This window comes from uncultured Roseibium sp. (genome assembly GCF_947496995.1).
GTDB lineage: Bacteria > Pseudomonadota > Alphaproteobacteria > Rhizobiales > Stappiaceae > Roseibium.
The window spans coordinates 356,151-376,408 of sequence record NZ_CANMFD010000001.1 but is presented as its reverse complement, the minus strand read 5'-3'; the positions used below and the strand labels follow the sequence as shown (position 1 = coordinate 376,408).

At 60.9% G+C, this 20,258-nt stretch carries 21 protein-coding genes; 1 reads left to right on the top strand and 20 read right to left on the bottom strand.

What is annotated here, in order from left to right; translation table 11 throughout:
* Positions 1 to 9 precede the first annotated feature (9 nt).
* The 16 genes from ybeY to dnaK all read right to left on the bottom strand — a co-directional run bounded on the left by ybeY (position 10) and on the right by dnaK (position 14,653).
* On the bottom strand, positions 10 to 525 hold the full coding sequence (gene ybeY, locus Q1B40_RS01705; RefSeq protein WP_299809068.1) for an rRNA maturation RNase YbeY: 516 nt from the start codon (positions 523 to 525) through the stop codon (positions 10 to 12).
* A gap of 17 nt (positions 526 to 542) precedes the next feature.
* Positions 543 to 1,604 carry a PhoH family protein gene (locus Q1B40_RS01700; RefSeq protein WP_299812485.1) on the bottom strand — a complete coding sequence of 354 codons (1,062 nt, stop codon included), beginning with the start codon at positions 1,602 to 1,604 and terminating at the stop codon, positions 543 to 545.
* A gap of 91 nt (positions 1,605 to 1,695) precedes the next feature.
* Positions 1,696 to 3,093 carry a tRNA (N6-isopentenyl adenosine(37)-C2)-methylthiotransferase MiaB gene (miaB, locus tag Q1B40_RS01695; RefSeq protein ID WP_299812483.1) on the bottom strand — a complete coding sequence of 466 codons (1,398 nt, stop codon included), beginning with the start codon at positions 3,091 to 3,093 and terminating at the stop codon, positions 1,696 to 1,698.
* Positions 3,094 to 3,306: 213 nt separating this feature from the next.
* Positions 3,307 to 4,191, bottom strand: coding sequence for a 1-acyl-sn-glycerol-3-phosphate acyltransferase (locus Q1B40_RS01690; protein WP_299809065.1), 885 nt, complete (start codon positions 4,189 to 4,191; stop codon positions 3,307 to 3,309).
* Positions 4,184 to 4,633, bottom strand: a complete 450-nt coding sequence (locus Q1B40_RS01685; protein ID WP_299812481.1) for a Fur family transcriptional regulator — start codon at positions 4,631 to 4,633, stop codon at positions 4,184 to 4,186. The genes Q1B40_RS01690 and Q1B40_RS01685 overlap by 8 nt, the downstream gene beginning before the upstream one ends.
* 147 nt (positions 4,634 to 4,780) lie before the next feature.
* Positions 4,781 to 5,269 carry a ribosomal protein S18-alanine N-acetyltransferase gene (gene rimI / locus Q1B40_RS01680; protein ID WP_299809062.1) on the bottom strand — a complete coding sequence of 163 codons (489 nt, stop codon included), beginning with the start codon at positions 5,267 to 5,269 and terminating at the stop codon, positions 4,781 to 4,783.
* Positions 5,266 to 5,943: a tRNA (adenosine(37)-N6)-threonylcarbamoyltransferase complex dimerization subunit type 1 TsaB gene (gene tsaB / locus Q1B40_RS01675; RefSeq protein WP_299809059.1), complete on the bottom strand. Its 678-nt coding sequence runs from the start codon at positions 5,941 to 5,943 to the stop codon at positions 5,266 to 5,268. The genes rimI and tsaB overlap by 4 nt, the downstream gene beginning before the upstream one ends.
* A 196-nt stretch (positions 5,944 to 6,139) precedes the next feature.
* A complete protein-coding gene (locus Q1B40_RS01670) occupies positions 6,140 to 6,697 on the bottom strand; it encodes a NifU family protein (RefSeq protein ID WP_299809057.1) in 558 nt (185 codons plus the stop codon).
* A 189-nt stretch (positions 6,698 to 6,886) separates the two neighbouring features.
* The gene (locus Q1B40_RS01665; protein ID WP_299809054.1) at positions 6,887 to 7,381 is read right to left on the bottom strand and encodes a universal stress protein; all 495 of its coding nucleotides are present in this window, start codon (positions 7,379 to 7,381) and stop codon (positions 6,887 to 6,889) included.
* A gap of 69 nt (positions 7,382 to 7,450) precedes the next feature.
* Positions 7,451 to 8,755 (bottom strand): ATP-dependent protease ATPase subunit HslU, encoded by a 1,305-nt coding sequence (gene hslU, locus Q1B40_RS01660; protein WP_299809051.1) that lies wholly within the window; start codon positions 8,753 to 8,755, stop codon positions 7,451 to 7,453.
* Between the two features lie 38 nt (positions 8,756 to 8,793).
* Entirely contained in the window at positions 8,794 to 9,303 is a 510-nt protein-coding gene (locus Q1B40_RS01655) for a GNAT family N-acetyltransferase (RefSeq protein ID WP_299809048.1), read from the bottom strand.
* Positions 9,304 to 9,309: 6 nt separating this feature from the next.
* Positions 9,310 to 9,870, bottom strand: coding sequence for an ATP-dependent protease subunit HslV (gene hslV / locus Q1B40_RS01650; protein WP_299809045.1), 561 nt, complete (start codon positions 9,868 to 9,870; stop codon positions 9,310 to 9,312).
* 140 nt (positions 9,871 to 10,010) lie between these two features.
* Positions 10,011 to 10,592 carry an NADPH-dependent FMN reductase gene (locus Q1B40_RS01645; RefSeq protein WP_299809042.1) on the bottom strand — a complete coding sequence of 194 codons (582 nt, stop codon included), beginning with the start codon at positions 10,590 to 10,592 and terminating at the stop codon, positions 10,011 to 10,013.
* Positions 10,593 to 10,691: 99 nt separating this feature from the next.
* Positions 10,692 to 11,354, bottom strand: a complete 663-nt coding sequence (locus Q1B40_RS01640) for an rRNA adenine N-6-methyltransferase family protein (RefSeq protein WP_299809039.1) — start codon at positions 11,352 to 11,354, stop codon at positions 10,692 to 10,694.
* Positions 11,355 to 11,433: 79 nt separating this feature from the next.
* Complete coding sequence (gene dnaJ / locus Q1B40_RS01635) at positions 11,434 to 12,561, bottom strand: molecular chaperone DnaJ (protein ID WP_299809035.1); 1,128 nt, start codon at positions 12,559 to 12,561, stop codon at positions 11,434 to 11,436.
* 163 nt (positions 12,562 to 12,724) lie between these two features.
* Positions 12,725 to 14,653: a molecular chaperone DnaK gene (gene dnaK, locus Q1B40_RS01630; protein WP_299809032.1), complete on the bottom strand. Its 1,929-nt coding sequence runs from the start codon at positions 14,651 to 14,653 to the stop codon at positions 12,725 to 12,727.
* A 275-nt stretch (positions 14,654 to 14,928) separates the two neighbouring features.
* On the opposite strand from dnaK, the gene Q1B40_RS01625 reads away from it, so the two are divergent.
* Complete coding sequence (locus Q1B40_RS01625; RefSeq protein ID WP_299809029.1) at positions 14,929 to 15,552, top strand: alpha-ketoglutarate-dependent dioxygenase AlkB; 624 nt, start codon at positions 14,929 to 14,931, stop codon at positions 15,550 to 15,552.
* A 131-nt stretch (positions 15,553 to 15,683) separates the two neighbouring features.
* Here Q1B40_RS01625 and Q1B40_RS01620 read toward each other — a convergent pair whose 3' ends face one another.
* The 4 genes from Q1B40_RS01620 to iolD are packed head-to-tail and all read right to left on the bottom strand — an operon-like array spanning position 15,684 to position 20,218.
* Entirely contained in the window at positions 15,684 to 16,514 is an 831-nt protein-coding gene (locus tag Q1B40_RS01620) for a class II fructose-bisphosphate aldolase (RefSeq protein ID WP_299809025.1), read from the bottom strand.
* Entirely contained in the window at positions 16,511 to 17,353 is an 843-nt protein-coding gene (locus tag Q1B40_RS01615) for a 5-deoxy-glucuronate isomerase (RefSeq protein ID WP_299809021.1), read from the bottom strand. The genes Q1B40_RS01620 and Q1B40_RS01615 overlap by 4 nt, the downstream gene beginning before the upstream one ends.
* 13 nt (positions 17,354 to 17,366) lie before the next feature.
* Complete coding sequence (gene iolC / locus Q1B40_RS01610; protein ID WP_299809018.1) at positions 17,367 to 18,347, bottom strand: 5-dehydro-2-deoxygluconokinase; 981 nt, start codon at positions 18,345 to 18,347, stop codon at positions 17,367 to 17,369.
* The gene (iolD, locus tag Q1B40_RS01605) at positions 18,347 to 20,218 is read right to left on the bottom strand and encodes a 3D-(3,5/4)-trihydroxycyclohexane-1,2-dione acylhydrolase (decyclizing) (RefSeq protein WP_299809015.1); all 1,872 of its coding nucleotides are present in this window, start codon (positions 20,216 to 20,218) and stop codon (positions 18,347 to 18,349) included. The genes iolC and iolD overlap by 1 nt, the downstream gene beginning before the upstream one ends.
* Positions 20,219 to 20,258 lie beyond the last annotated feature (40 nt).

Here is a 20,258-nt window from a genome sequence, read left to right as displayed (position 1 = left end):
TGATGCCACTTAACCGCTGTCCGCCACAAGGGGCCTGTCCGCGTAAGGGTCATCGATCCCCAGAGATGCCAGTATGGCTTTCTCAAGGCTCTCCATCAGCTCAGCTTCCTCATTATCCTGATGATCATAGTCGAAAAGATGAAGCAAACCATGAACAATCAGATGGGAAAGGTGATCGCCGAATTCAATTCCCAATTCTTCCGCTTCCCGCAAAACGGTCTCGTATCCGAATACGATATCCCCCAGAAGCGGTCCATAGACGTCTCCTTCCGGATTGCCGCCGGGAAAGGACAGGACATTCGTCGCCTTGTCCTTGTCCCGCCACTTGCCGTTCAACTGGCGGATCCCGGCATCGTCGGTGAAAAGAAGCGAGACTTCCGTGTTTTCAGTCACCTGTAGACCGGCTTCGGCAAACGCCGCCGAAATCGTCCGGTCTGCCAGCCGGAACAAGTCTGCTTCCCCGGGCCATTCACCCGCCTCTATCGCGAGATCTATCACAAATCCATCTGGCAACGGGCCTGGCATCACGGATCCAACAGTCTTCAGGTGGTCGCGGCTTCGCGGGCGCGGGGCTTTGTCTCCTCGACGGGAGCAGCAGGGCGACGCTCGGAATACCGCCTTTCGCGCGCCTCCGCTTCCTCACGGGAGGCATTGTCGTAGGCGGTGACGATCCGGCCGACCAGTTCGTGACGGACCACATCCGTTTCATTGAAGCGGATATGGGAGACTTCCCGAATGTCCGTCAAAAGCCCCAGAGCCTCCCGCAGACCGGACTTCTGTCCGGGTGGAAGATCGATCTGACTGGGGTCGCCGGTCACGATCATCTTGGAGCCGTCACCAAGGCGGGTCAGGAACATCTTCATCTGCATGGACGTGGTGTTCTGGGCCTCGTCGAGCAGAACGACCGCGTTCGACAGGGTGCGGCCGCGCATGAAGGCGAGCGGGGCGACCTCGATCATCCCGGACTGCAGACCGCGGTCCACCTTTTCCGCCGGCATCATTTCATAGAGCGCGTCGTAGATCGGGCGCAGGTACGGATCGACCTTGTCCTTCATTTCACCGGGCAAGAAGCCGAGCCGTTCACCGGCTTCGACAGCCGGGCGCGACAGGATCAGCCGGGCGACATCGCCGCGCTCCAGAAGCGCCGCGGCATAGGCCACGGCCAGAAACGTCTTGCCGGTGCCGGCCGGGCCGGTGCCGAAAATCAGATCGGCCCGGTCCATCGCACGGATATAGGCGTCCTGCGTCGGCGTCCGGGCGACGATGGTCTTGCGGCGGGTGGCGATCTGCGCGAACGCCAGCCGGGACTTCGGCTCCAGGGTCGGCAGGGGCAACTGCGCTTCCGCGGCAGCGGCCATGCGCAATGCGCCATCCACATCGCCGGGATGGATCTCCTGCCCCTGCAGCAGCCGCTGGTACATGGACTCCAGCGCCGTGCGCGCCTGCGCACACCCGGCCTGGGAGCCTTTCAGGGTGACCTGATTGCCCCGCGCGATCGCATCTACGCCCAGCCGCTGCTCGATCAGAGCCAGGTTCTGATCGAATTGACCAAAGAGATCTCCAATCAGCCGGTTGTCTTCAAAAGCAAGGACGATGTGGGTCATATCGGAGGCCGACGCGGCGGCGGAAGAAGACTGGTCCGTGGACTTGCGGGGAGAAGAGTGGCTGTCTCGCGTCAAACGACGTCTCCTGTAGTCATCCGGCCTGAGCCGCCGAAGCCGGGATGGCCCCGGGAAAGTCAGTTTCATCTTGCCCGTCTATCAGGCGTCCGAACAGCGAATTAGATCCCGTATCTACGATTTCCACCGCTTGTATGCTGCCGATCAGATTCTCCGGAGCGTCCAGTTGCACCGGCTGCAGCCAGGGTGACTTGCCGACAAGCTGGCCTGGATTGCGGCCGACCTTTTCCAGAAGCACGTCGCAGGTCATGCCGAGCCGGGACAGGTTGAAGGCCTTCTGCTGTTCACTCACCAGATCCTGCAAGGCGGCCAGGCGCGCGGATTTTACATCTTCCGGCACCTGATCGTCCATGCCCGCTCCCGGCGTTCCGGGCCGAGGGCTGTATTTGAACGAAAAGGCGGAGCCGTAACCGACGCGGCGGATCAGATCCATCGTATCGTCGAAGTCCCGATCCGTTTCACCCGGAAATCCGATGATGAAATCGCCGGAAAGCGCAATGCCAGGCGCCGCGTCGCGGATGCGATCGATCAGACGGAAATACTCGTCGCGTGTGTGCCGGCGGTTCATGGCCTTGAGGATCGCGTCCGACCCGGACTGCACCGGCAGATGCAGATAGGGCATCAGGGTTTTCAGTTCCCGGTGGGCGTCGATGAGGTCGTCGTCCATATCGCGCGGATGACTGGTGGTGTAGCGCAGCCGGTCCAGACCGTCGATTTCGGAGAGCCGGCGGAGAAGACGACCCAGCCCCCACGTCGCACCATCGGGCGAAACGCCGTGGTAGGCGTTGACATTCTGGCCGAGCAGCGTGATCTCCCGCACACCGGAGGCGGCCATACGCTCCGCCTCGGTCACGATCTGCGCCACGGAGCGGGATACTTCCGCGCCGCGCGTATAAGGCACGACACAGAAGGTGCAGAACTTGTCGCAGCCTTCCTGCACCGTCAGAAAGGCGGATGGAGGACGCTTTTTCAGTGGGGTCTCGGCACGTGCGGACAGGTGGTCGAACTTCGCGTCGATGTCGAATTCGGTTTCGACGACCTTGTTGCCCTGGCGAACCTTGTCCAGCAGCGCCGGAAGCTGGTGATAGCTCTGGGGGCCGACGACGAGATCGACAATCGGCGCACGCCTGGAAATCTCCTCGCCTTCCGCCTGGGCCACGCAGCCGGCGACGCCGACCATCATCTCCTTGCCTGATCTGGCGCGCTCTTCCTTCACCTTGCGGATACGGCCAAGCTCGGAATAGACCTTCTCGGCAGCCTTTTCGCGGATGTGGCAGGTGTTGAGAATGACCAGATCCGCGTCTTCCATGTTGTCCGTCGCCTGGAACCCTTCCGGCGCCAGAACATCGGTCATGCGGTCGCTGTCATAAACATTCATCTGGCAGCCGTAGGTGCGCACGAACACCTTGCGCATGTTTCCTGCCACTGCTGCTGTCTTTTCTGCTGTCAGAGAAACGGCGGATGCGGTCGTTTCCTGGTCTGCTTCCGGGCGGCTTGTCATTCGCTCCTCATGGCCTGCGTCACGCGGCCGGCATGTCGTGAGTGTAAGCGCCGTCGGGCGGGATCTCTTAATCCTTCGCGCCCATTGTTTCCGCTCAAGCATGGCTGCGGGCGGCACTCGTAAAATTCAGACGCCAGCTTTACCGGGTTTTTCCCCGTTTGAGAAGAACTCGAACGGCCCGATTTCGTCCGAATCGCCGCTTTCGCCGGAATCTTCGTATTCAATCGGCTTTTGCAGCAGCGAAGCGACCGTCATCGCCCGGACTTCCCTCTCCAGCTGGCGGGTCAACGCCTTGCGATCCGTGTCGCCGTCGACCAGAACCGGGTCTCCCCAGTGCACGATCACGTCGAAGGCTCCACGTGCGAAGACGCCCCACAGGTGACCTGCAAGCTCCATGTCGCCGTACCAGGCGACATGGGGACGGTGTGCCCGGCCCATCGGCAGGCCGTAAAAGCCCTGATACGCCACCGACAGGGGCTGAACCCAGACCTTCTCGCCGCCGCCGTTGCCGACCGCACGCGTAGCTGCTCCCAGAAGAGCGGAGCGGAAGGGCAGAACGCAGTTGCCGTCATTGGACGTGCCTTCCGCAAACAGCACCATGGCATCGCCCGCCGCCATGCGGCCGGCGATCGTATCGGTCACCTCGACTGTGCGCGTCCGTTTTGTGCGGTCGACAAACACCGTGCGCTGCAGTTTTGCCAACAAGCCGAATATGGGCCAGCCGGAGACCTCCGATTTGGCGATGAAGGACAACGGCATGAGCGAGCCGATGACCGTGATATCGACCCAGGAGGCATGATTGGAGGTGATCAGCAAAGGCCTGTCGGGCGAAGGGCTGCCGATCTGGCGGATGCGGATGCCGACAAGCCGCGTGGCGATCAGGTGCCAGATCTGCGGCAGTTTCCTGCGCATGGGAAGCTGCAGCCGGATCGCAATCCATTGCAGCGGAATGAGGATCAACGAGACGAGCGTCAGAATGAAAATGATGAGAACGGCCTTGATTTCAGCCATCGTCCTTTTCGTCCTTCGAAGGATCGAGGGGCACGCCATAGAGTTCCAGCCGGTGGTCGACCAGCTTGTAGCCAAGCTTGCGGGCGATGAACTCCTGCAGGGCCTCGATGTCCTCGTTGCGGAATTCGATGACCTGACCACTGCGCAGGTCGATCAGATGGTCGTGGTGCTCATCGGGAACGGTTTCATAGCGCGAGCGGCCGTCCCTGAAGTCGTGACGCTCGATCATCCCGGCATCCTCGAACAGTTTCACCGTCCGGTATACGGTTGAAATGGAAATCCTCGAATCGATCGACACCGAACGGCGGTAAAGCTCCTCGACATCCGGGTGCTCGTCCGAGGCTTCTTCAATGACCGTGGCGATGACCCGCCGCTGCTCGGTCATGCGCATGCCTTTTGCGATACACATATCCGCTAGCGTTAGTTGCTCGTCGTCAGCCATTGAATTGCCGCCCGCTGGTAGTTCATGTTCGTCGGAGCTTGCTGCGTTCCATTGAACGCCGACCGGGTGCTCCACCACTTCAAAATCGATCAGCAATCAGACCCTCAATCGATCCCGTTGACAGGTCTGTCGATCCTGCTACAGCGCTTACCGAAGATCGATGCGCATGACAAGCGCCGTGCCGTCCCCGCCACTGTCGCTGTAATAACCCTTGCGCTGGCCAATCTCCTTGAAGCCGAGCCCCCGGTAGAGCAGCAAGGCGCTTTCGTTGGCTGCGTCAACTTCAAGAAACAAATGTTCGCAGCGCTCGGCGTAGAGGCGAAAAAGGCCTGCTTCCATGAGCTTCTTGCCTATACCGCGACCGCGCTGGCGGGCATTCACCGCAATGGTGATGACCTCCGCCTCGTCAGCGACCGTTCTGAGGATCAGGAACCCGAGCGGCGCCCGTGTCCCGTAGGGACTGGCGCGCCGTGCAACCAGGAAGGTCGTCCCGTCCTGGGCTTTCATCCGCCCGAGCTCGTCTACATTCCAATTGTGCGCGAAGCAGGCAGCGTGAATTTCGGCTATCTTCGGCAGGTCCTCGTCCAGCGCCTCTTCCACGACAGGCGGCTGAGTCCAGAACCACCAAAAACTCATTGCCGTTCAATCCTTCCCTTGGTCTGCGGCGTCGCATCGGGTGGCCGCAGATACAGCGGCGAAGGCGACGATCTCGCCGGATCCGCATCGAGCCCCAACTCGGCCACCTCCCGGATAGCCGGAAAACCGCTGCGAGACAAAATTCGCTCCCCCGGAATGGCGAGCGTCTCCGCAACGCTGTCGGCCGCAGATCCGGCCAATCTTATTCCCTCCGGCAATGTTGCCGCAAGATCCTTCAAGCTGCGCACACCGGCCTCGCCAGCCGGGGCTCCAAAAGAGGTGAATTCCTGGCAGTAGACCTCGTCGGCCTTGCCCGTCAGCGCGACAAGCACCGATGGCCCTCCATCATGGGGGGCGGCTTGCCGGGCAATGGCGGCGAGCGTGGTAACACCGACGACGGGCTTGCCGAGGACCAGTCCGAACCCTCGGGCAACGGAAAGGCCGACACGCAGTCCGGTGAAACTTCCCGGCCCGATCGTGACAACGATCCGGTCCAGATCGACGAAGGCCGTGGAGGTTTCGGCCATCACTTCGCCGATCATGACCATCAGCCGTTCCGCATGGCCGCGGCCAATCTCCTCGCCGCAGGCTTCGTAACAGGTCGTCGCGGCTCCGTTGTCGAGAACAGCGGCGGCGCAATTGGCAAGTGCGGTATCGATGGCCAGGACACGCATTTCAGGTCAATCGTTGTTCGTTCGGCATGCGGACGTCACATGCCGTCACATGCCACTAACCCGGTGAGCTCACAGAGTCGAGCCGCGCTTTGGACCTAAGTCCAAAGGGGGGCTTGCCTTCCACAGAGATCGGGGGTCTGAAATAAAAAAGGCCCGGCGAATGCGCCGAGCCTTTGAAATTACACAGAAATTCCGCTCAGATCGGGCGAACTTCCTCAACCTCGGGCACGAAATGCCGCAAAAGGTTCTGAATTCCGTGCTGCAGGGTCGCGGTGGATGAAGGGCAACCGGCGCAGGCGCCGCGCATCGAAAGATAAACAATGCCTTCCTTGAAGCCCTTGAAGGTGATGTCGCCGCCATCCTGGGCAACGGCGGGGCGAACCCGCGTTTCCAGGAGTTCCTTGATGGTGTTGACGGTCTCGGAATCGCCTTCCTCGAAAAACTCGCCTTCTTCCGTGTCTTCGCTTTCGCCCGAGGACATGACCGGCTGACCGGACATGAACTGCTCCATGATGACACCGAGAATCGCCGGCTTCATATGCTGCCAGTCGGTATCGTCCTTGGTGACCGTCACGAAGTCGTGACCGAAAAACACGGCAAGAACGCCGGGAACATCGAACAGCTTCTGAGCCAGGGGAGACACGCCGGCATCCGCCCGCGAGCGGAAGTCATAGGTGCCTTCCGGCAGAACCACTCGGCCCGGCAGAAACTTCAGGGTCGCCGGATTCGGCGTTGCTTCAGTTTGAATGAACATCTTGTGTTGTCCTCGCGTTGTTTCAACGCGTCCCGTTGTCGGTCATGCCTTGCGTCTCTCCATCGCAAAACACCGATGAATGCTTCTAACGTATCTTCGATCAGTTTGGAACTATTAAAAACTAGATAGGAAGAAATCGCGTTCTATCAAGTTCCCCACCCGATATCTTTCGTCGCTTCCGCTTCCCGGTCATGCCAGCGCCGAGATGGAATCGTCATCCAGGTTGCCCGGCACGATCGTCACCGGAATGGGAAAGGGACTTCCCGATTTTCCGGCAATGGAGGAAACAAGAGGCCCCGGGCCTTCCGATCCCGTGCCTGCCGCAAGCACCAGGATTGCAATATCGGCATCCGATTCGATCAGTTCCAGGATCTCATCCGCCTTGTTGCCTTCGCGCACGACGGTTTCCGGTTCCGTCCGGGCGACGGTGCGCACCCGCTCGGCGGCCTTGGCAAGTGTCGCCTCGGCTTCTTCCTGCGCTTCCGCCCGCATGATGTCCTCAACTCCCAGCCAATGCTGGAAGTCGCCCGGAGCGATGATATAGACCAGCGTGACGACGCCGCCGGTGCGTGCCGCACGCTTTGCGGCGTAAACGATTGCCCGGTCGCATTCCGGCGTATCGTCGATCACCACCAGGAACTTCCGGCGGTGACCTTCCTCATTGCTTTTTCGAATAGCTACCATTGGCGCATGCTGCCACCAGCGCGTGCGCACCGCAAGCGGCGAAATTGCCGCTGGCGATACGCCCGTCCCTTAAAGAATGAACCTCGAAAGATCGACGTTCTTGGCGAGGTCGCCGATATTTTCACGGACGAATTCGCCGGTGATCTCAATGGTTTCCCCGGGACGGTCTGGAGCGGTGAAGGAGATTTCGTCAAGGATCCGCTCCATCACCGTCTGCAGCCGGCGGGCACCGATGTTCTCCACCGAGGCATTCAGATCAACCGCAACAGAGGCAATTTCCTCAATCGCATCCTCGGCGAAGGAGAGCGACACCTGCTCGGTTTCCAGCAATGCCACATACTGCTTTATCAGGCTGGCTTCCGGTTCCGTCAGGATGGCGCGGAAGTCTTCCTTCGTCAGCGCCCGCAGCTCCACCCGGATCGGCAGGCGTCCCTGCAGTTCCGGCAGCAGATCGGACGGCTTGGCGACGTGGAATGCGCCCGAAGCGATAAACAGGATGTGGTCGGTCTTCACGGGGCCATGCTTGGTGGAGACGACCGTTCCCTCGATCAGCGGCAGCAGATCACGCTGCACACCCTCGCGGGAGACATCGCCCCCTGCCCGGCCTTCGCGCGCGCAGATCTTGTCGATCTCGTCCAGGAACACGATGCCGGAATTCTCGACCAGGGAAATCGCCTCCGCGACAACTTTGTCCTCATCAAGAAGCTTGTCGGATTCCTCGTTGATCAGGAGCTCGTAGGATTCGGTCACGGTGGTCCGCTTGGTCTTGGTCTGGCCGCCAAAGGCCTTTCCGAGCAGATCGGACATGTTCATGACCCCGACACTCGCACCGGGCATGCCCGGCATTTCAAAGCTCGGCATCTGCGCCTGGGCGCGAACCTCGACTTCGATTTCCTTGTCGTCCATCTCGCCGGCGCGCAGTTTCGCGCGGAAACTGTCTCGGGTCGCGGGACTGGCGTTCTTGCCAACAAGGGCGTCAAGAACCCGTTCCTCGGCAAGGATATGCGCCTTGGCCTTCACCGCCTCACGCTTCTGGTCGCGGATCAGCGAGATACCGGTCTCCACCAGGTCCCGGATGATCTGCTCGACGTCACGGCCGACATAACCCACTTCAGTGAATTTCGTCGCTTCCACCTTGGTGAAAGGTGCATTGGCCAGCTTGGCCAGGCGGCGGGAAATTTCGGTCTTGCCGACGCCGGTCGGCCCGATCATCAGGATGTTCTTCGGCAGAACCTCCTCACGCATCTGACCTTGAAGCTGCTGCCGGCGCCAGCGGTTGCGCAGTGCAATCGCGACCGCGCGTTTGGCGTCCTTCTGGCCGACAATGTAGCGGTCGAGTTCTGAAACAATCTCACGCGGAGAAAAATCGGACATTTTCTAAGACACGCCTTTCGTGTTTGCGGGCCGGCCCCTCAGGTCCCGGCCCAATGTTCCATGAGCAGGCTGTCGCCGGTGCGGCCGAGGAGATCTTCCATCTCCCTGAAGCCGGCCTTTCGATAGGCTTTCACCGCGCGCAGGTTGGCAGGATCGGGATCGATGATGATCCGTCTGTGGCCTTCCCGGCGCAGCTTTTCGACAAATGCCTGCAGTACCCTTGTTCCGTATCCCCTGGACAACATCGAACCGTCGGCCATCGACAGATCAACACCGACCGCCTCCATCGGCAGCAGAGAAATCCAGGGATAGACGGCAGCAACCTCAGGGTCTTGCTGGTCCTTCACGAACCAGACCTGAATGTACCCTGCGTCGCGGCCGTCGATCTGAAAGATGAAGGGCCTCGTCGTATCACGCCCTTCCACCTTCTTGCGAATCTTGTCGAGTTCCTCTTGCGGGTCGCCCCACCATTCGCGCCAGTGCGGGCGCGCCATCCAGTCTGCCAGAAGCGGCAGGTCCTCGGACAAGACGGGGCGAAAGGTCACCATGACCGCCTACTCGGCCGTATCCAGGGATTCGACGGTGACGCTGTCATTGGTGTAGACGCAGATTTCAGCTGCAACGGCCATGGCCTTGCGGGCGATGGTTTCCGCGTCATGTTCGGAGTCTGCCAGCGCACGACCGGCCGCCAGCGCGTAGTTGCCACCGGAGCCGATGCCCATGATGCCGCCTTCCGGCTCCAGCACATCGCCCGTACCCGTAAGCACCAGGGAGACGTTCTTATCGGCCACCAGCATCATCGCTTCCAGGCGACGCAGGTAGCGGTCCGTCCGCCAGTCCTTGGCAAGTTCGACACAGGCACGCATGAGCTGGCCCGGATATTGTTCCAGCTTGGCTTCAAGGCGCTCGAACAGCGTGAAGGCATCGGCGGTGGCGCCGGCAAATCCGGCAATCACTTCGCCCTTGGCAAGCGGCCGCACCTTGCGGGCGGTGTGCTTGATCACCGTCTGGCCGAGAGAGACCTGGCCGTCTCCGGCAATCACGACCTTGCCGCCCTTGCGCACCATCATGATCGTCGTACCGTGCCATACGGCCGGTTCGCGCGTTTCGCTCATTCAATCCTCTTGAGTCATTTGTCGCTGAAGCCCTATGTAGGCGGCAACAGCGGCTTTTCCAAGCAATCAATGGCCCTTCGACGCGGATGCTCTCACCGCCGCGCCTGCGCCATCGTGACACCCTCGTGTCAAACGGGGTGTTATTTGTTGAGGCCGGTATATGACCTGGAGGCCCGAAGAAGCACGTCCACCAGCTTGTCGAGCTGGCCGTCCGAGCGCTCGTCAACCAGATCGCCGGTCTCGTCAAACGCGCTTGTGGCCTTTGCAATCGAAATCATCTGCGGAAGGACCATGGCACCAAGGCCGACCTCGAGGATCGTTCGGGTACCGATCAGCCCGCGCATGCCGCCAAAGGCGCCGGGAGAGGCCGAGCCCAGGGCGAAGACCTTGTTGGTGAAGACCTCCCCCGGCTCCTTCACCCGGCTGATCCAGTCGAGCGTGTTCTTTATGAGCGGCGTGATACCGGCATTGTATTCCGGACAGGTCAGGAACACACCTTCCTGCCCTTCCAGCAACCGCTTCAGTTTTCTGGCGTTCTCCGGAACGCCACTCGCGGTTTCCAGATCACCGTCATAGATCGGCAACGGATAGTCCTTCAACGAAAGCAGGGTGACCTCGGCATCAAGGATAGCCAGCCGCTTTGCCGCCAGCGCGGCAAGCTTGCCATTGAAGGAGCCGCTCCGGGTGGAGCCGGAACAGACAAGTATTCTGGGATGTCGCATGAAAAGGCTCCAATCCGAAGTTCAGTCGGGTGTCAGGTTGAACGGCAATCGTGCGGCACAGGATCTTCACGTCAAGCGCGGGGAAGGTTTCCCTTCGCTTCAGTGCCCCTTGCGGTAGACCCAGACGCGCGCCGGCGGAAGATTTTTCCAGACCCACTCGGAAGATTCCACCGACACGCCGCGACCGGAAAGTTTGATCGGCGCGGCAAGACTGTAGGAAAACTGAATGAACGGCGCTCCCGGCTTGAGAAGATCAAGGGCCTCCTTCAGCAGCGCCTGCCGGACGGGTTCGGGCCGGGTCAGCAGCGGCAGCGAGGAGACGATGCCGTCAAGCGTGTGCGTGTGGTCCCCATCACCCGACAGAAATCCGCCCGGCTGCTTGAGGGTTGCGCCCAAAGTGTAGGCGTCTCCCTGCAGGACGGTCAGGCCCGGATAGCGTCCGTTGAGGAGTTCGCAGAAATCGGCGCTGTACTCGACCAGATTGAGATGTTGAGGGGTAAAGCCCCGCTCTACAAGCGCCCGGGTCACGACGCCCGTTCCCGGTCCGAGTTCGACCACACGTGAATGCGGCAGGGGTGTCAGAAAGGATGCCATCCTGGCGGCCAGATCCGGGCCGGACGGGGTCACGGCGCCGGTTCTCAGCGGGTTCTGCGCCCAGGAGCGGATGAACTTGACTTCATCGAGAACCCTGGTGCGTACGGCATTCACCCTGGTGAGTTTCTGCCGCAGGATGTCCCCGCGATTTCCGTAGCGCTTCAGCATGTAACTTCACCGACATCCATGAAGGGAATATAGGAAGGATTCCAGAAAGATACTACATGCGAGCGCACAGATCGCGCGTTTACGCACCAAGATTGTCGATGAAATCCTTCACCTTGGAGAAGAAACCCGCGGACTCCGGATGATTTTCTCCCGAGGCTTCCTGTTCGAATTCAGCGAGCAGTTCGCGCTGGCGCTTGCTCAGATTGGTCGGTGTCTCGACGGTCACCTGAATGTACATGTCGCCGTGCTGGCTGGAGCGCATGATCGGCATGCCCTTGCCGCGCAACCGGAACTGCTTGCCGGTCTGCGTGCCTTCGGGGACTTTCACCCGGCTGGTGGACCCGTCCACGGTCGGCACATCGAACTGGCCACCGAGGGTCGCCGTCGACATGGAAATCGGCACCCGGCAGTAAAGATCCGCGCCGTCGCGCTGAAACAGTTCATGCGGCCTGACCGAGAGGAAAATATAGAGATCGCCCGCCGGACCACCGCGCGCACCGGCTTCGCCCTCGCCAGCGAGCCGTATACGTGTGCCGTCTTCAATGCCTGCGGGAATATTGACGGACAGCGTGCGTTCCTGGGTCTTGCGCCCGGAACCGCCGCAGCTTTCGCAGGGGTCCGTGATCACCTGTCCGCGTCCCTGACAGGTCGGGCAGGTGCGCTCCAGCGTGAAGAAGCCCTGAGCTGCCCGAACACGGCCGGCGCCACCGCAGGTGCGGCACGCGGACGGGCTGGTTCCCGGCTTGGCTCCCGAGCCGGAACAATTGTCACATGTGATGCTTGTCGGAACCTCTATCTCCACCGTCTTGCCGGTGAAGGCGTCTTCCAGCGAAATATCGAGATTGTAGCGCAGGTCCGCGCCGCGTTCGCGTCCGCCCGAGCGGCGGCCGCCTCCCATGCCGAAGAATTCCTCGAATATATCCGACATCGTCGAGGAGAAATCATGAGCGCCGCCACCGCCACCGCCGCCGAAACCGCCGTTTTCAAAGGCGGCATGACCGAAGCGGTCGTAAGCTGCCCGTTTCTGCTCGTCCTTCAGCGCATCGTAAGCTTCGTTGACTTCCTTGAACTTTGCCTCGGCTTCGGAGTCCCCCGGATTGCGGTCCGGGTGGAATTGCATGGCCATCTTGCGATAGGCGCTTTTCAACACCTTGCCATCCGCATCGCGCGTAACACCCAGCACTTCATAGAAATCACGTTTAGACATCAAGATCTCTCGGTCTTGTTGTTGCACCGCCGGCTGCCAGGATTGTTCCGGCGCCAAGTACGGCGAAGGCGCCGGGCACAGGTGCCCTTGTCATCAGGCAATCAAGCATCCGGCGCCAGGAATTACGCGGCCAGCCCGTTACCGGGCCGGCCGCATGTCTGGTTTATGCAGATTTTTTGTCGTCTTCGTCTTTGACTTCTTCGAAATCCGCATCGACGACATCGTCTTCAGCCTTGGCTTCGGCTCCTTCGCCGCCTTCGCCTTCGCCTTCAGCCTCGGCTTCCGCCTGGGCTGCCTGATACATGGCTTCGCCAAGCTTCATCGAAGCTTCGGCAAGGGCCTGCGTCTTGGCCTTGATGTCTTCCAGGTCTTCGCTTTCCAGAGACGTCTTCAGGGAAGCCAGAGCGGTTTCGATCGCCGACTTGTCGTCTTCGGAAACCTTGTCGCCGTAGTCCTTCAGCGACTTTTCGGTGGAATGGACCAGGGATTCGCCCTGGTTCCTGGCTTCCACCAGCTCCTTGCGCTTCTTGTCCTCGTCGGCATGCGATTCAGCGTCCTTGATCATCTGTTCGATGTCGGTGTCGCTGAGGCCGCCGGAGGCCTGAATGCGGATCTGCTGTTCCTTGCCCGTCCCCTTGTCCTTGGCGGACACGTTGACGATGCCGTTGGCGTCGATGTCGAAGGTGACCTCGATCTGCGGAACGCCGCGCGGTGCGGGCGGCAGGCCGACGAGATCGAACTGACCGAGGACCTTGTTGTCCGCCGCCATTTCGCGCTCACCCTGGAAGACGCGGATGGTCACGGCCGTCTGATTGTCTTCAGCGGTCGAGAACACCTGGCTCTTCTTCGTCGGGATCGTCGTGTTGCGGTCGATCAGACGGGTGAAGACACCACCGAGGGTCTCGATGCCGAGCGACAGCGGCGTGACGTCCAGCAGGAGAACGTCCTTGACGTCGCCCTGCAGAACACCGGCCTGGATGGCTGCGCCCATGGCGACGACTTCGTCCGGGTTGACGCCCTTGTGCGATTCCTTGCCGAAGAAGGTGTTCACCGTCTCCTGGATCTTCGGCATGCGGGTCATGCCGCCGACCAGAACCACTTCGTCGATTTCACCGGCGGCAAGGCCGGCATCTTTCAGAGCCGCCTTCATCGGCGGGATCGTCCGCTTGACCAGGTCTTCCACCAGCGATTCAAATTTCGCGCGGGTCAGTTTCAGGGTCAGGTGCTTCGGACCGGAGGCATCCGCCGTGATGAACGGCAGGTTGATTTCGGTCTGCGACGAGGAAGAAAGTTCAATCTTGGCTTTTTCGGCGGCCTCTTTCAGGCGCTGCAGAGCCAGCTTGTCCTTCTTCAGGTCGATGCCCTGTTCCTTCTTGAACTCGGACGCAAGGTAATCGACGAGAAGCATGTCGAAATCTTCACCGCCGAGGAAGGTATCGCCGTTGGTGGATTTCACTTCGAAGACACCGTCGCCGATCTCCAGAATGGAAACGTCGAAGGTGCCGCCGCCAAGGTCATAGACCGCGATGGTCTTGCCTTCGGTCTTGTCGAGACCGTAGGCCAGAGCGGCCGCCGTCGGCTCGTTGATGATACGCAGGACTTCAAGACCGGCGATCTTGCCGGCATCCTTGGTTGCCTGACGCTGGGCGTCGTTGAAGTAGGCCGGAACGGTGATGACCGCCTGGGTGACTTTTTCGCCCAGGTAGCTTTCCGCCGTTTCCTTCATCTTCTGAAGAATGAACGCGGAGACCTGCGACGGGGAGTATTTGTCGCCGTTGGCTTCCACCCACGCGTCGCCATTGTCGCCTTTGACGATTTCGAACGGAACAAGCTTCTTGTCCTTGTCGACGGTCGGGTCTTCATACCGACGGCCGATCAGGCGCTTGACCGCGAACAGGGTGTTCGTGGGGTTGGTGACCGCCTGGCGTTTCGCCGGCTGACCGACAAGACGCTCTCCGTCGTCCGAGAATGCCACCATGGATGGGGTGGTCCGGGCGCCTTCGGCGTTTTCGATAACTTTGGGATCCTTGCCGTCCATGACGGCGACGCACGAATTGGTCGTGCCGAGGTCGATACCAATGACCTTTGCCATATCTGCCTCTCTTTCTAGCAAACCGGATAGACCCATGAAGGCGTCAGTCCGGCTCCTCTCACTTGGGTTCCGGGATATCCCGGACATCGCACCCGAACGTTCAGTTCTTGATTTGGCGCGAAGCTTGAACGCTATATAGGTGGATGAAACTTTGCCTGCAAGCCATCTGTCGACGGACACATAGCAGACATGCCTTTTCATGCCCGATATTTCTTCCCGGAAAGTTACCGGTAGCGGGGGCTGCAGCAGTTCCCGTGTTGCGCTAAAAGATCCTCATGAGTGAATTGTCCGTCAACGGCCTGAGCGGCCTCAGCTACCTGCCCGGCTATTTCAGCCGCCGCGAGCAGGAGGCATTGCTGGAGGAAATCCGGGCGGTTGTCGCCCGCGCGCCGCTATATACGCCGGTCATGCCGCGCACAGGCAAAGCCTTCACCGTGCGGATGAGCAATTGCGGACCGCTCGGGTGGGTTTCCGATATCGACAGCTACCGTTATCAGCCGCATCATCCCGACACCGGCCTCCCCTGGCCGGAGATGCCGGCCGTTCTGACCACCCTGTGGAAAGACATTGCGCCGCAGGCACCCGATCCGGAAGCCTGCCTCATCAACTATTATGAAGTGAGCGCCCGGATGGGCCTGCATCAGGACCGGGACGAACAAACTTTCGAAGCCCCGGTCATTTCCGTTTCCCTCGGCGACACGGCTACTTTCCGTGTCGGCGGCCTGACCCGAAAGGACCTGACGAAGTCCTTCCGCCTGCAATCCGGCGACGTGGTCGTTCTGGGAGGCGAGGCGAGACTCGCGTTTCACGGCATCGACAGGGTCCTGAAAGGCACGTCGACGCTGCTGAAGACCGGCGGGCGGATCAATCTGACGCTGAGACGGGTCACGCCGCCCTGAGCATCCGCTGCCCAGGCAAACACCCCACGACGTCATTCTTCCAATGACCGGTATTCTGGAACAGCAAGGCCCCGAGCCTTGTACCGCCGCTCAATCGGCATGGCATCAACCTGTTCGATTGCCGGCTGGTGTCAATTCGCCTTGAAAGCGCTGAGAACCCGCCGCGTGGCCGCGACCACCGGGGCGTGGGTGTCCTTCAGGATTGAATTCCGGTCGAAGCGGGACGGGTCGCTGTTGACTGCCTCGCGCAGAGCATGACCGAACGCCATGCGCAATTCGGTGCCGATATTGAATTTGCAGATGGCCGACCCCCGGGCCAGGGCCGTGCGCTGTTCCACCGGCACGCCCGAACCTCCGTGAATGACCAGCGGCACGGTCGTCACGGCTTCGATCGCGCGGATGCGGGGCTCGTCGAGCCCGCCTTGCTTGTCCTGCTGCAGGTGCACGTTACCGACCGAGATCGCCATGGCGTCGACCGCGGTTTCCCGGGCAAATTTTGCGGCCTCCTCAGGATCGGTTCCGGCAGACGCTTCGCCGCCGGAATAGCCGACAAAGCCGATCTCACCTTCGCAGGAAATGCCGGCGGCATGCGCCATTTCAGCGATGGCGGCGGTTTCGTCGATATTCTGTTGCAGGGGATGACGTGAGCCGTCGAACATGAGCGACGTGAACCCGGCGTCCAGCGCCTGTCTGCATTCGTCCAATGTGTACCCGTGGTCCAGATGGGCCACGACCGGAACAGAAGCGTTCTCGGCCAGATACCGGAACATCTTGCCCAGAACGGGCAATGGCGTGTGTTCGCGGCACCCCGGCCCGGCCTGCAGAATGACCGGCACGTTCTCAGCCTCGGCCGCGGCCACATAGGCGCGCATATCCTCCCATCCCAACGTGACCAGTCCGGCCACGGCGTAGTGGTTTTTCAGAGCGGGCTGCAGCACATCCGACAGGGTGACAAGGGTCATTTGAACTTCGCGATCATGTCCTTGATACCCGGAATGGTTTCCAGCTGCGCGGCATGGGTCGGCTGGAAATACTGCACCAGGGATCGCTGGCTCAGACCGCCGAGGATGGTGAAATAATACATCTCGTATCCGGGCAGAACGGCGCAGGGGTGATAGCCCTTGTCGAGGCAGATCGTGGAGCCGTCCATGATGTGATAGGCGTCGCCGGGCTTGTTGTCCTCGCGCTGGAGCATCTGGACGCCGGAGCCGTAGTTGGGCTTGAACCTGAAGTTATAGGTTTCGTCATGACGGGTCTCGACGGGGAGGCGGTCGGTGTCGTGTTTGTGGCTGGGGAATCCGGACCATCCGCCCTGGCCGACGGTGAACAATTCGCTGACCAGCAGCCGCCCGACCTTGTCATGATGGTTGGCGCCGAGGATATGCTTGATCTTGCGGTGTGTCTTGGTGTCATCTGAACCATATTGCACACGGTCGATGCCGTCGCCGCGCACATCGAAAGGTTCCAGAACCTTGTCGTACTTCGCGCCTGCGATGAAGGTTTCGGTTTCATCGGAGGTGCAGACGATTGTCACTTTGGCGCCGACCGGCACATAGACGCCCTCGGGCTCGCCGTCCCAGACATCAACCGTGCGATTGCCGAGCGCCTCGAAGCGAACGCCCTCGATCTCGACATCCACGGTGCCCGTCGCCGGTACGATGCAGGTCTCATAGCCGGGAACGCAATATTCGAACGCGTCGCCCTTCCTCAGCTTGACGATGTTGAAATAGTTCAGAGGGACCAACGGGTTGTCGACGTCGACAATCGGCTTGTTCTGGTTGTCATGGGGCGCGATATGCATGTCTTCTTCCCTTTTAGGGTGTTGTGGGGCCGGGGTGCGAGGACAGGAAATTCTCAAGCTCGGCGGGTGTGGGCATGGCGGGCGCGCAGCCGACACGGCTGACGACGATCGACGCGCAGGCAGAGCCGCGCAGAACCGCATCGCGCAAGTCATGTCCCTCGGCGAGGCCCGCAATGAACCCGCCCATGAAACTGTCGCCTGCACCAGTGGGTTTCAGGGCCGTCACGGGATAAATGCCGGTGCGGAATTCACCTTCGGGGGTCAGCGTGATCGCGCCCTCCTCACCCATCTTGTAGACAACGATCCGGGCGGTGGTGGCAACCAGGTCGCGGGCCTTGTCCAGGCCCTTGTCATAATCGCCCGCCATGAAGCCGAACTCGACATCATTGCCGACAATGATGTCGCACATTGCGGCCGCGCGGGAATAGACGTCCGCGGCGACCTCCGCTGAAGGCCAGGAGTAAGGCCGGTAATCCACGTCGAAGATCAACGGAAGGCCAGCCGCGCGGGCGGCCTCGAAGGCGTGGAAGGTGGCACTGCGCGACGGTTCGGCGGCAAACACCGTGCCGGTGGTGATCAGCGCCGAATAGCTGCTGTAGTCCACCGCCGCCACATCGTCGACGGTCATTTCGAAATCGGCGGCCCCGTTGCGATAAATCACCGACTGGTGGTCCTCGACCCGGCTTTCCACCACGGCAAGGGAGTTTCGCGCCTCGCCGCCGACCGATCTCACATGAGTTCGCTCGATGCCGTAACGATCGAGTTGGTTGAGCGCAAAACGCCCGATCGCATCGTTCGACACCGTGGTGACCAACGCGGCCTGACCGCCATGCCGGGTTATGGCTGCGGCGATGTTCGCAGACGATCCTCCCAGGCAGGTGAAGAAATGCGTTGCGTCCTCGGTTCTGGTGCCGGGCGGGTCGGCGTAAAGGTCCATCCCGGCGCGCCCGAGAATGACAAAACTATTGCCCTTGATGCGGTCCAGATCGGCCATCAGACGCCCTGCCTTTGCCTGGGACGGGCCGATTCCCAGTCTTCATGGGCTGCCCGGACCTTCGGATCGTCAGAGACCTGCTGGGTACCGCATTCCCACCAGGTATGCCCTTCCTTGGTCCAGCCTTCGTAAGCGTCCACTTTCATGCAGATGACCGTGGTTTTCTCCGCCGCCTTGGCGCGCTTGAAGGCTTCGCCGAGTTCTGCCGGGTTCGCCACGGTTTCGGCAATTGCCCCCTGCGAACGCGCATGGGCTTCGAAATCCACGCCGAACGGCTCGGGGATGGTCGGGCAATCGGCGATCAGATTGTTGAAACTTTCATTGCCGGAGTTGTTCTGCAGCTTGTTGATCACCGCAAAACCGCCGTTGTCGAGCACCAGAATGATGAGTTTCTTCTGGCTGAGAACGGAGGAATAAACGTCCGAATTCAGCATCATGTAAGAGCCGTCGCCGATGAAAACGATGGTGTCCTGATCGGGCTCGCGCTGGGCCTGGGCGATGCGCGCGCCCCAGGCGCCGGCAATCTCGTATCCCATGCAGGAGAACCCGAATTCCACATCCACCGTGCCCGCTGCGAGCGTGCGCCAGTTGGCGGTGACCTCTGCCGGCAGCCCGCCGGCTGCGGCGACCACACGATCGCGCGGATCGCACAGATCGTTCACCACGCCGATGGCCATCGCGTAGGAATTGGGCCTGTTTCCCGGCGCAACGTTTTGCGCGACATAAGCATCCCAGTCCGCCCGATAGCCCGTGGCTTCGGCGGTCCATTCTTCCGGCGCCGAATATCCCCCGGCACCGGCAGCAAGAGCCTCGAGCGACAGTTTGGCATCGCCGACGACCGGCAGGGACATGTGCTTGACCGCGTCATGGCGCGCAGCGTTGACAGAGATAAAGCGCGCCTCCCTGGAAAAGGCGGTCCACGAACCGGTGGTGAAATCCTGCAAGCGCGTACCCACAGCGAGGATCACATCTGCCTGTTCCGCGATGGCGTTGGCGGAATTCGAGCCGGTCACCCCGATGGGACCGATGTTGAGCGGATGGGTCGCCAGCATGTTGGCGCGGCCCGCGATGGTTTCGACAACAGGTATCCGGTGCACCTCGGCAAAGCTGGTCAGCTCTTCCACAGCACGGGAATACTGCACTCCGCCCCCGGCGATGATCATCGGCCTGCGCGCGGTTTTCAGCAGCGCCACCGCATCCGCGACTTCAGCCATGTCGGGGGTCTGGCGACGAATGCGATGCACCTTCTTTTCGAACCAGATGGCAGGATAGTCATATGCCCAGCCCTGAACGTCCTGCGGCAATCCGATGAAGGCAGGGCCGCAATCCGCCGGATCCAGAAGGGTTGCGAGGGCGTTCGGAAGCGAGGACAGGATCTGCGCCGGATGACTGATCCGGTCCCAGTAGCGCACCACCGGCTTGAAGGCGTCGTTCACCCCGAAGGTGGGGTCGCCGAAGTTTTCCATCTGTTGCAGCACCGGGTCAGGCAGCCGGGTGGCATAGGTATCGCCGCACAACAGCAGCATCGGCAGCCGGTTTGCATGAGCCAGCGCCGCGCTGGTCAACAGGTTCGACGTACCCGGACCTGCACTCGCGGTACAGAACATGAACCGCTGGCGCAGCCATTGCTTTGCATAACCCGCTGCGGCAAATCCCATGCTCTGCTCGTTCTGGCCGCGATAGAGGGGCAGTTCCTCGCGAACCGAATTCAGCGCCTCCCCCAGACAGGTCACGTTGCCATGACCGAAAATGCCGAAGCCGCCACCGCAGACGCGCAGTTCCTCTCCATCGATCTCGATGAACTGATTGGACAGCCAGCGAATGATCGCCTGCGAGGTCGTCAGGCGGAGTTTTTCACTTACCTTGCTCATCTTGGCAGGCCCTCCTGGGAATTTCCGGTCTCGGACCGAT

Coding starts and splice junctions, on each gene's coding strand:
- dnaJ (WP_299809035.1), bottom strand. CDS start 12,561: ATGTCTAAACGTGATTTCTATGAAGTGCTGGGTGTTACGCGCGATGCG.
- Q1B40_RS01620 (WP_299809025.1), bottom strand. CDS start 16,514: ATGACCCTTGTCACCCTGTCGGATGTGCTGCAGCCCGCTCTGAAAAAC.
- Q1B40_RS01625 (WP_299809029.1), top strand. CDS start 14,929: ATGAGTGAATTGTCCGTCAACGGCCTGAGCGGCCTCAGCTACCTGCCC.
- Q1B40_RS01645 (WP_299809042.1), bottom strand. CDS start 10,592: ATGCGACATCCCAGAATACTTGTCTGTTCCGGCTCCACCCGGAGCGGC.
- Q1B40_RS01685 (WP_299812481.1), bottom strand. CDS start 4,633: ATGGCTGACGACGAGCAACTAACGCTAGCGGATATGTGTATCGCAAAA.
- Q1B40_RS01665 (WP_299809054.1), bottom strand. CDS start 7,381: ATGGTAGCTATTCGAAAAAGCAATGAGGAAGGTCACCGCCGGAAGTTC.
- rimI (WP_299809062.1), bottom strand. CDS start 5,269: ATGAGTTTTTGGTGGTTCTGGACTCAGCCGCCTGTCGTGGAAGAGGCG.
- Q1B40_RS01655 (WP_299809048.1), bottom strand. CDS start 9,303: ATGGTGACCTTTCGCCCCGTCTTGTCCGAGGACCTGCCGCTTCTGGCA.
- iolD (WP_299809015.1), bottom strand. CDS start 20,218: ATGAGCAAGGTAAGTGAAAAACTCCGCCTGACGACCTCGCAGGCGATC.
- Q1B40_RS01615 (WP_299809021.1), bottom strand. CDS start 17,353: ATGCATATCGCGCCCCATGACAACCAGAACAAGCCGATTGTCGACGTC.
- dnaK (WP_299809032.1), bottom strand. CDS start 14,653: ATGGCAAAGGTCATTGGTATCGACCTCGGCACGACCAATTCGTGCGTC.
- hslV (WP_299809045.1), bottom strand. CDS start 9,870: ATGAGCGAAACGCGCGAACCGGCCGTATGGCACGGTACGACGATCATG.
- Q1B40_RS01670 (WP_299809057.1), bottom strand. CDS start 6,697: ATGTTCATTCAAACTGAAGCAACGCCGAATCCGGCGACCCTGAAGTTT.
- hslU (WP_299809051.1), bottom strand. CDS start 8,755: ATGTCCGATTTTTCTCCGCGTGAGATTGTTTCAGAACTCGACCGCTAC.
- Q1B40_RS01640 (WP_299809039.1), bottom strand. CDS start 11,354: ATGCTGAAGCGCTACGGAAATCGCGGGGACATCCTGCGGCAGAAACTC.
- Q1B40_RS01690 (WP_299809065.1), bottom strand. CDS start 4,191: ATGGCTGAAATCAAGGCCGTTCTCATCATTTTCATTCTGACGCTCGTC.
- ybeY (WP_299809068.1), bottom strand. CDS start 525: ATGCCAGGCCCGTTGCCAGATGGATTTGTGATAGATCTCGCGATAGAG.
- Q1B40_RS01700 (WP_299812485.1), bottom strand. CDS start 1,604: ATGACCCACATCGTCCTTGCTTTTGAAGACAACCGGCTGATTGGAGAT.
- miaB (WP_299812483.1), bottom strand. CDS start 3,093: ATGCGCAAGGTGTTCGTGCGCACCTACGGCTGCCAGATGAATGTTTAT.
- tsaB (WP_299809059.1), bottom strand. CDS start 5,943: ATGCGTGTCCTGGCCATCGATACCGCACTTGCCAATTGCGCCGCCGCT.
- iolC (WP_299809018.1), bottom strand. CDS start 18,347: ATGGCCGATCTGGACCGCATCAAGGGCAATAGTTTTGTCATTCTCGGG.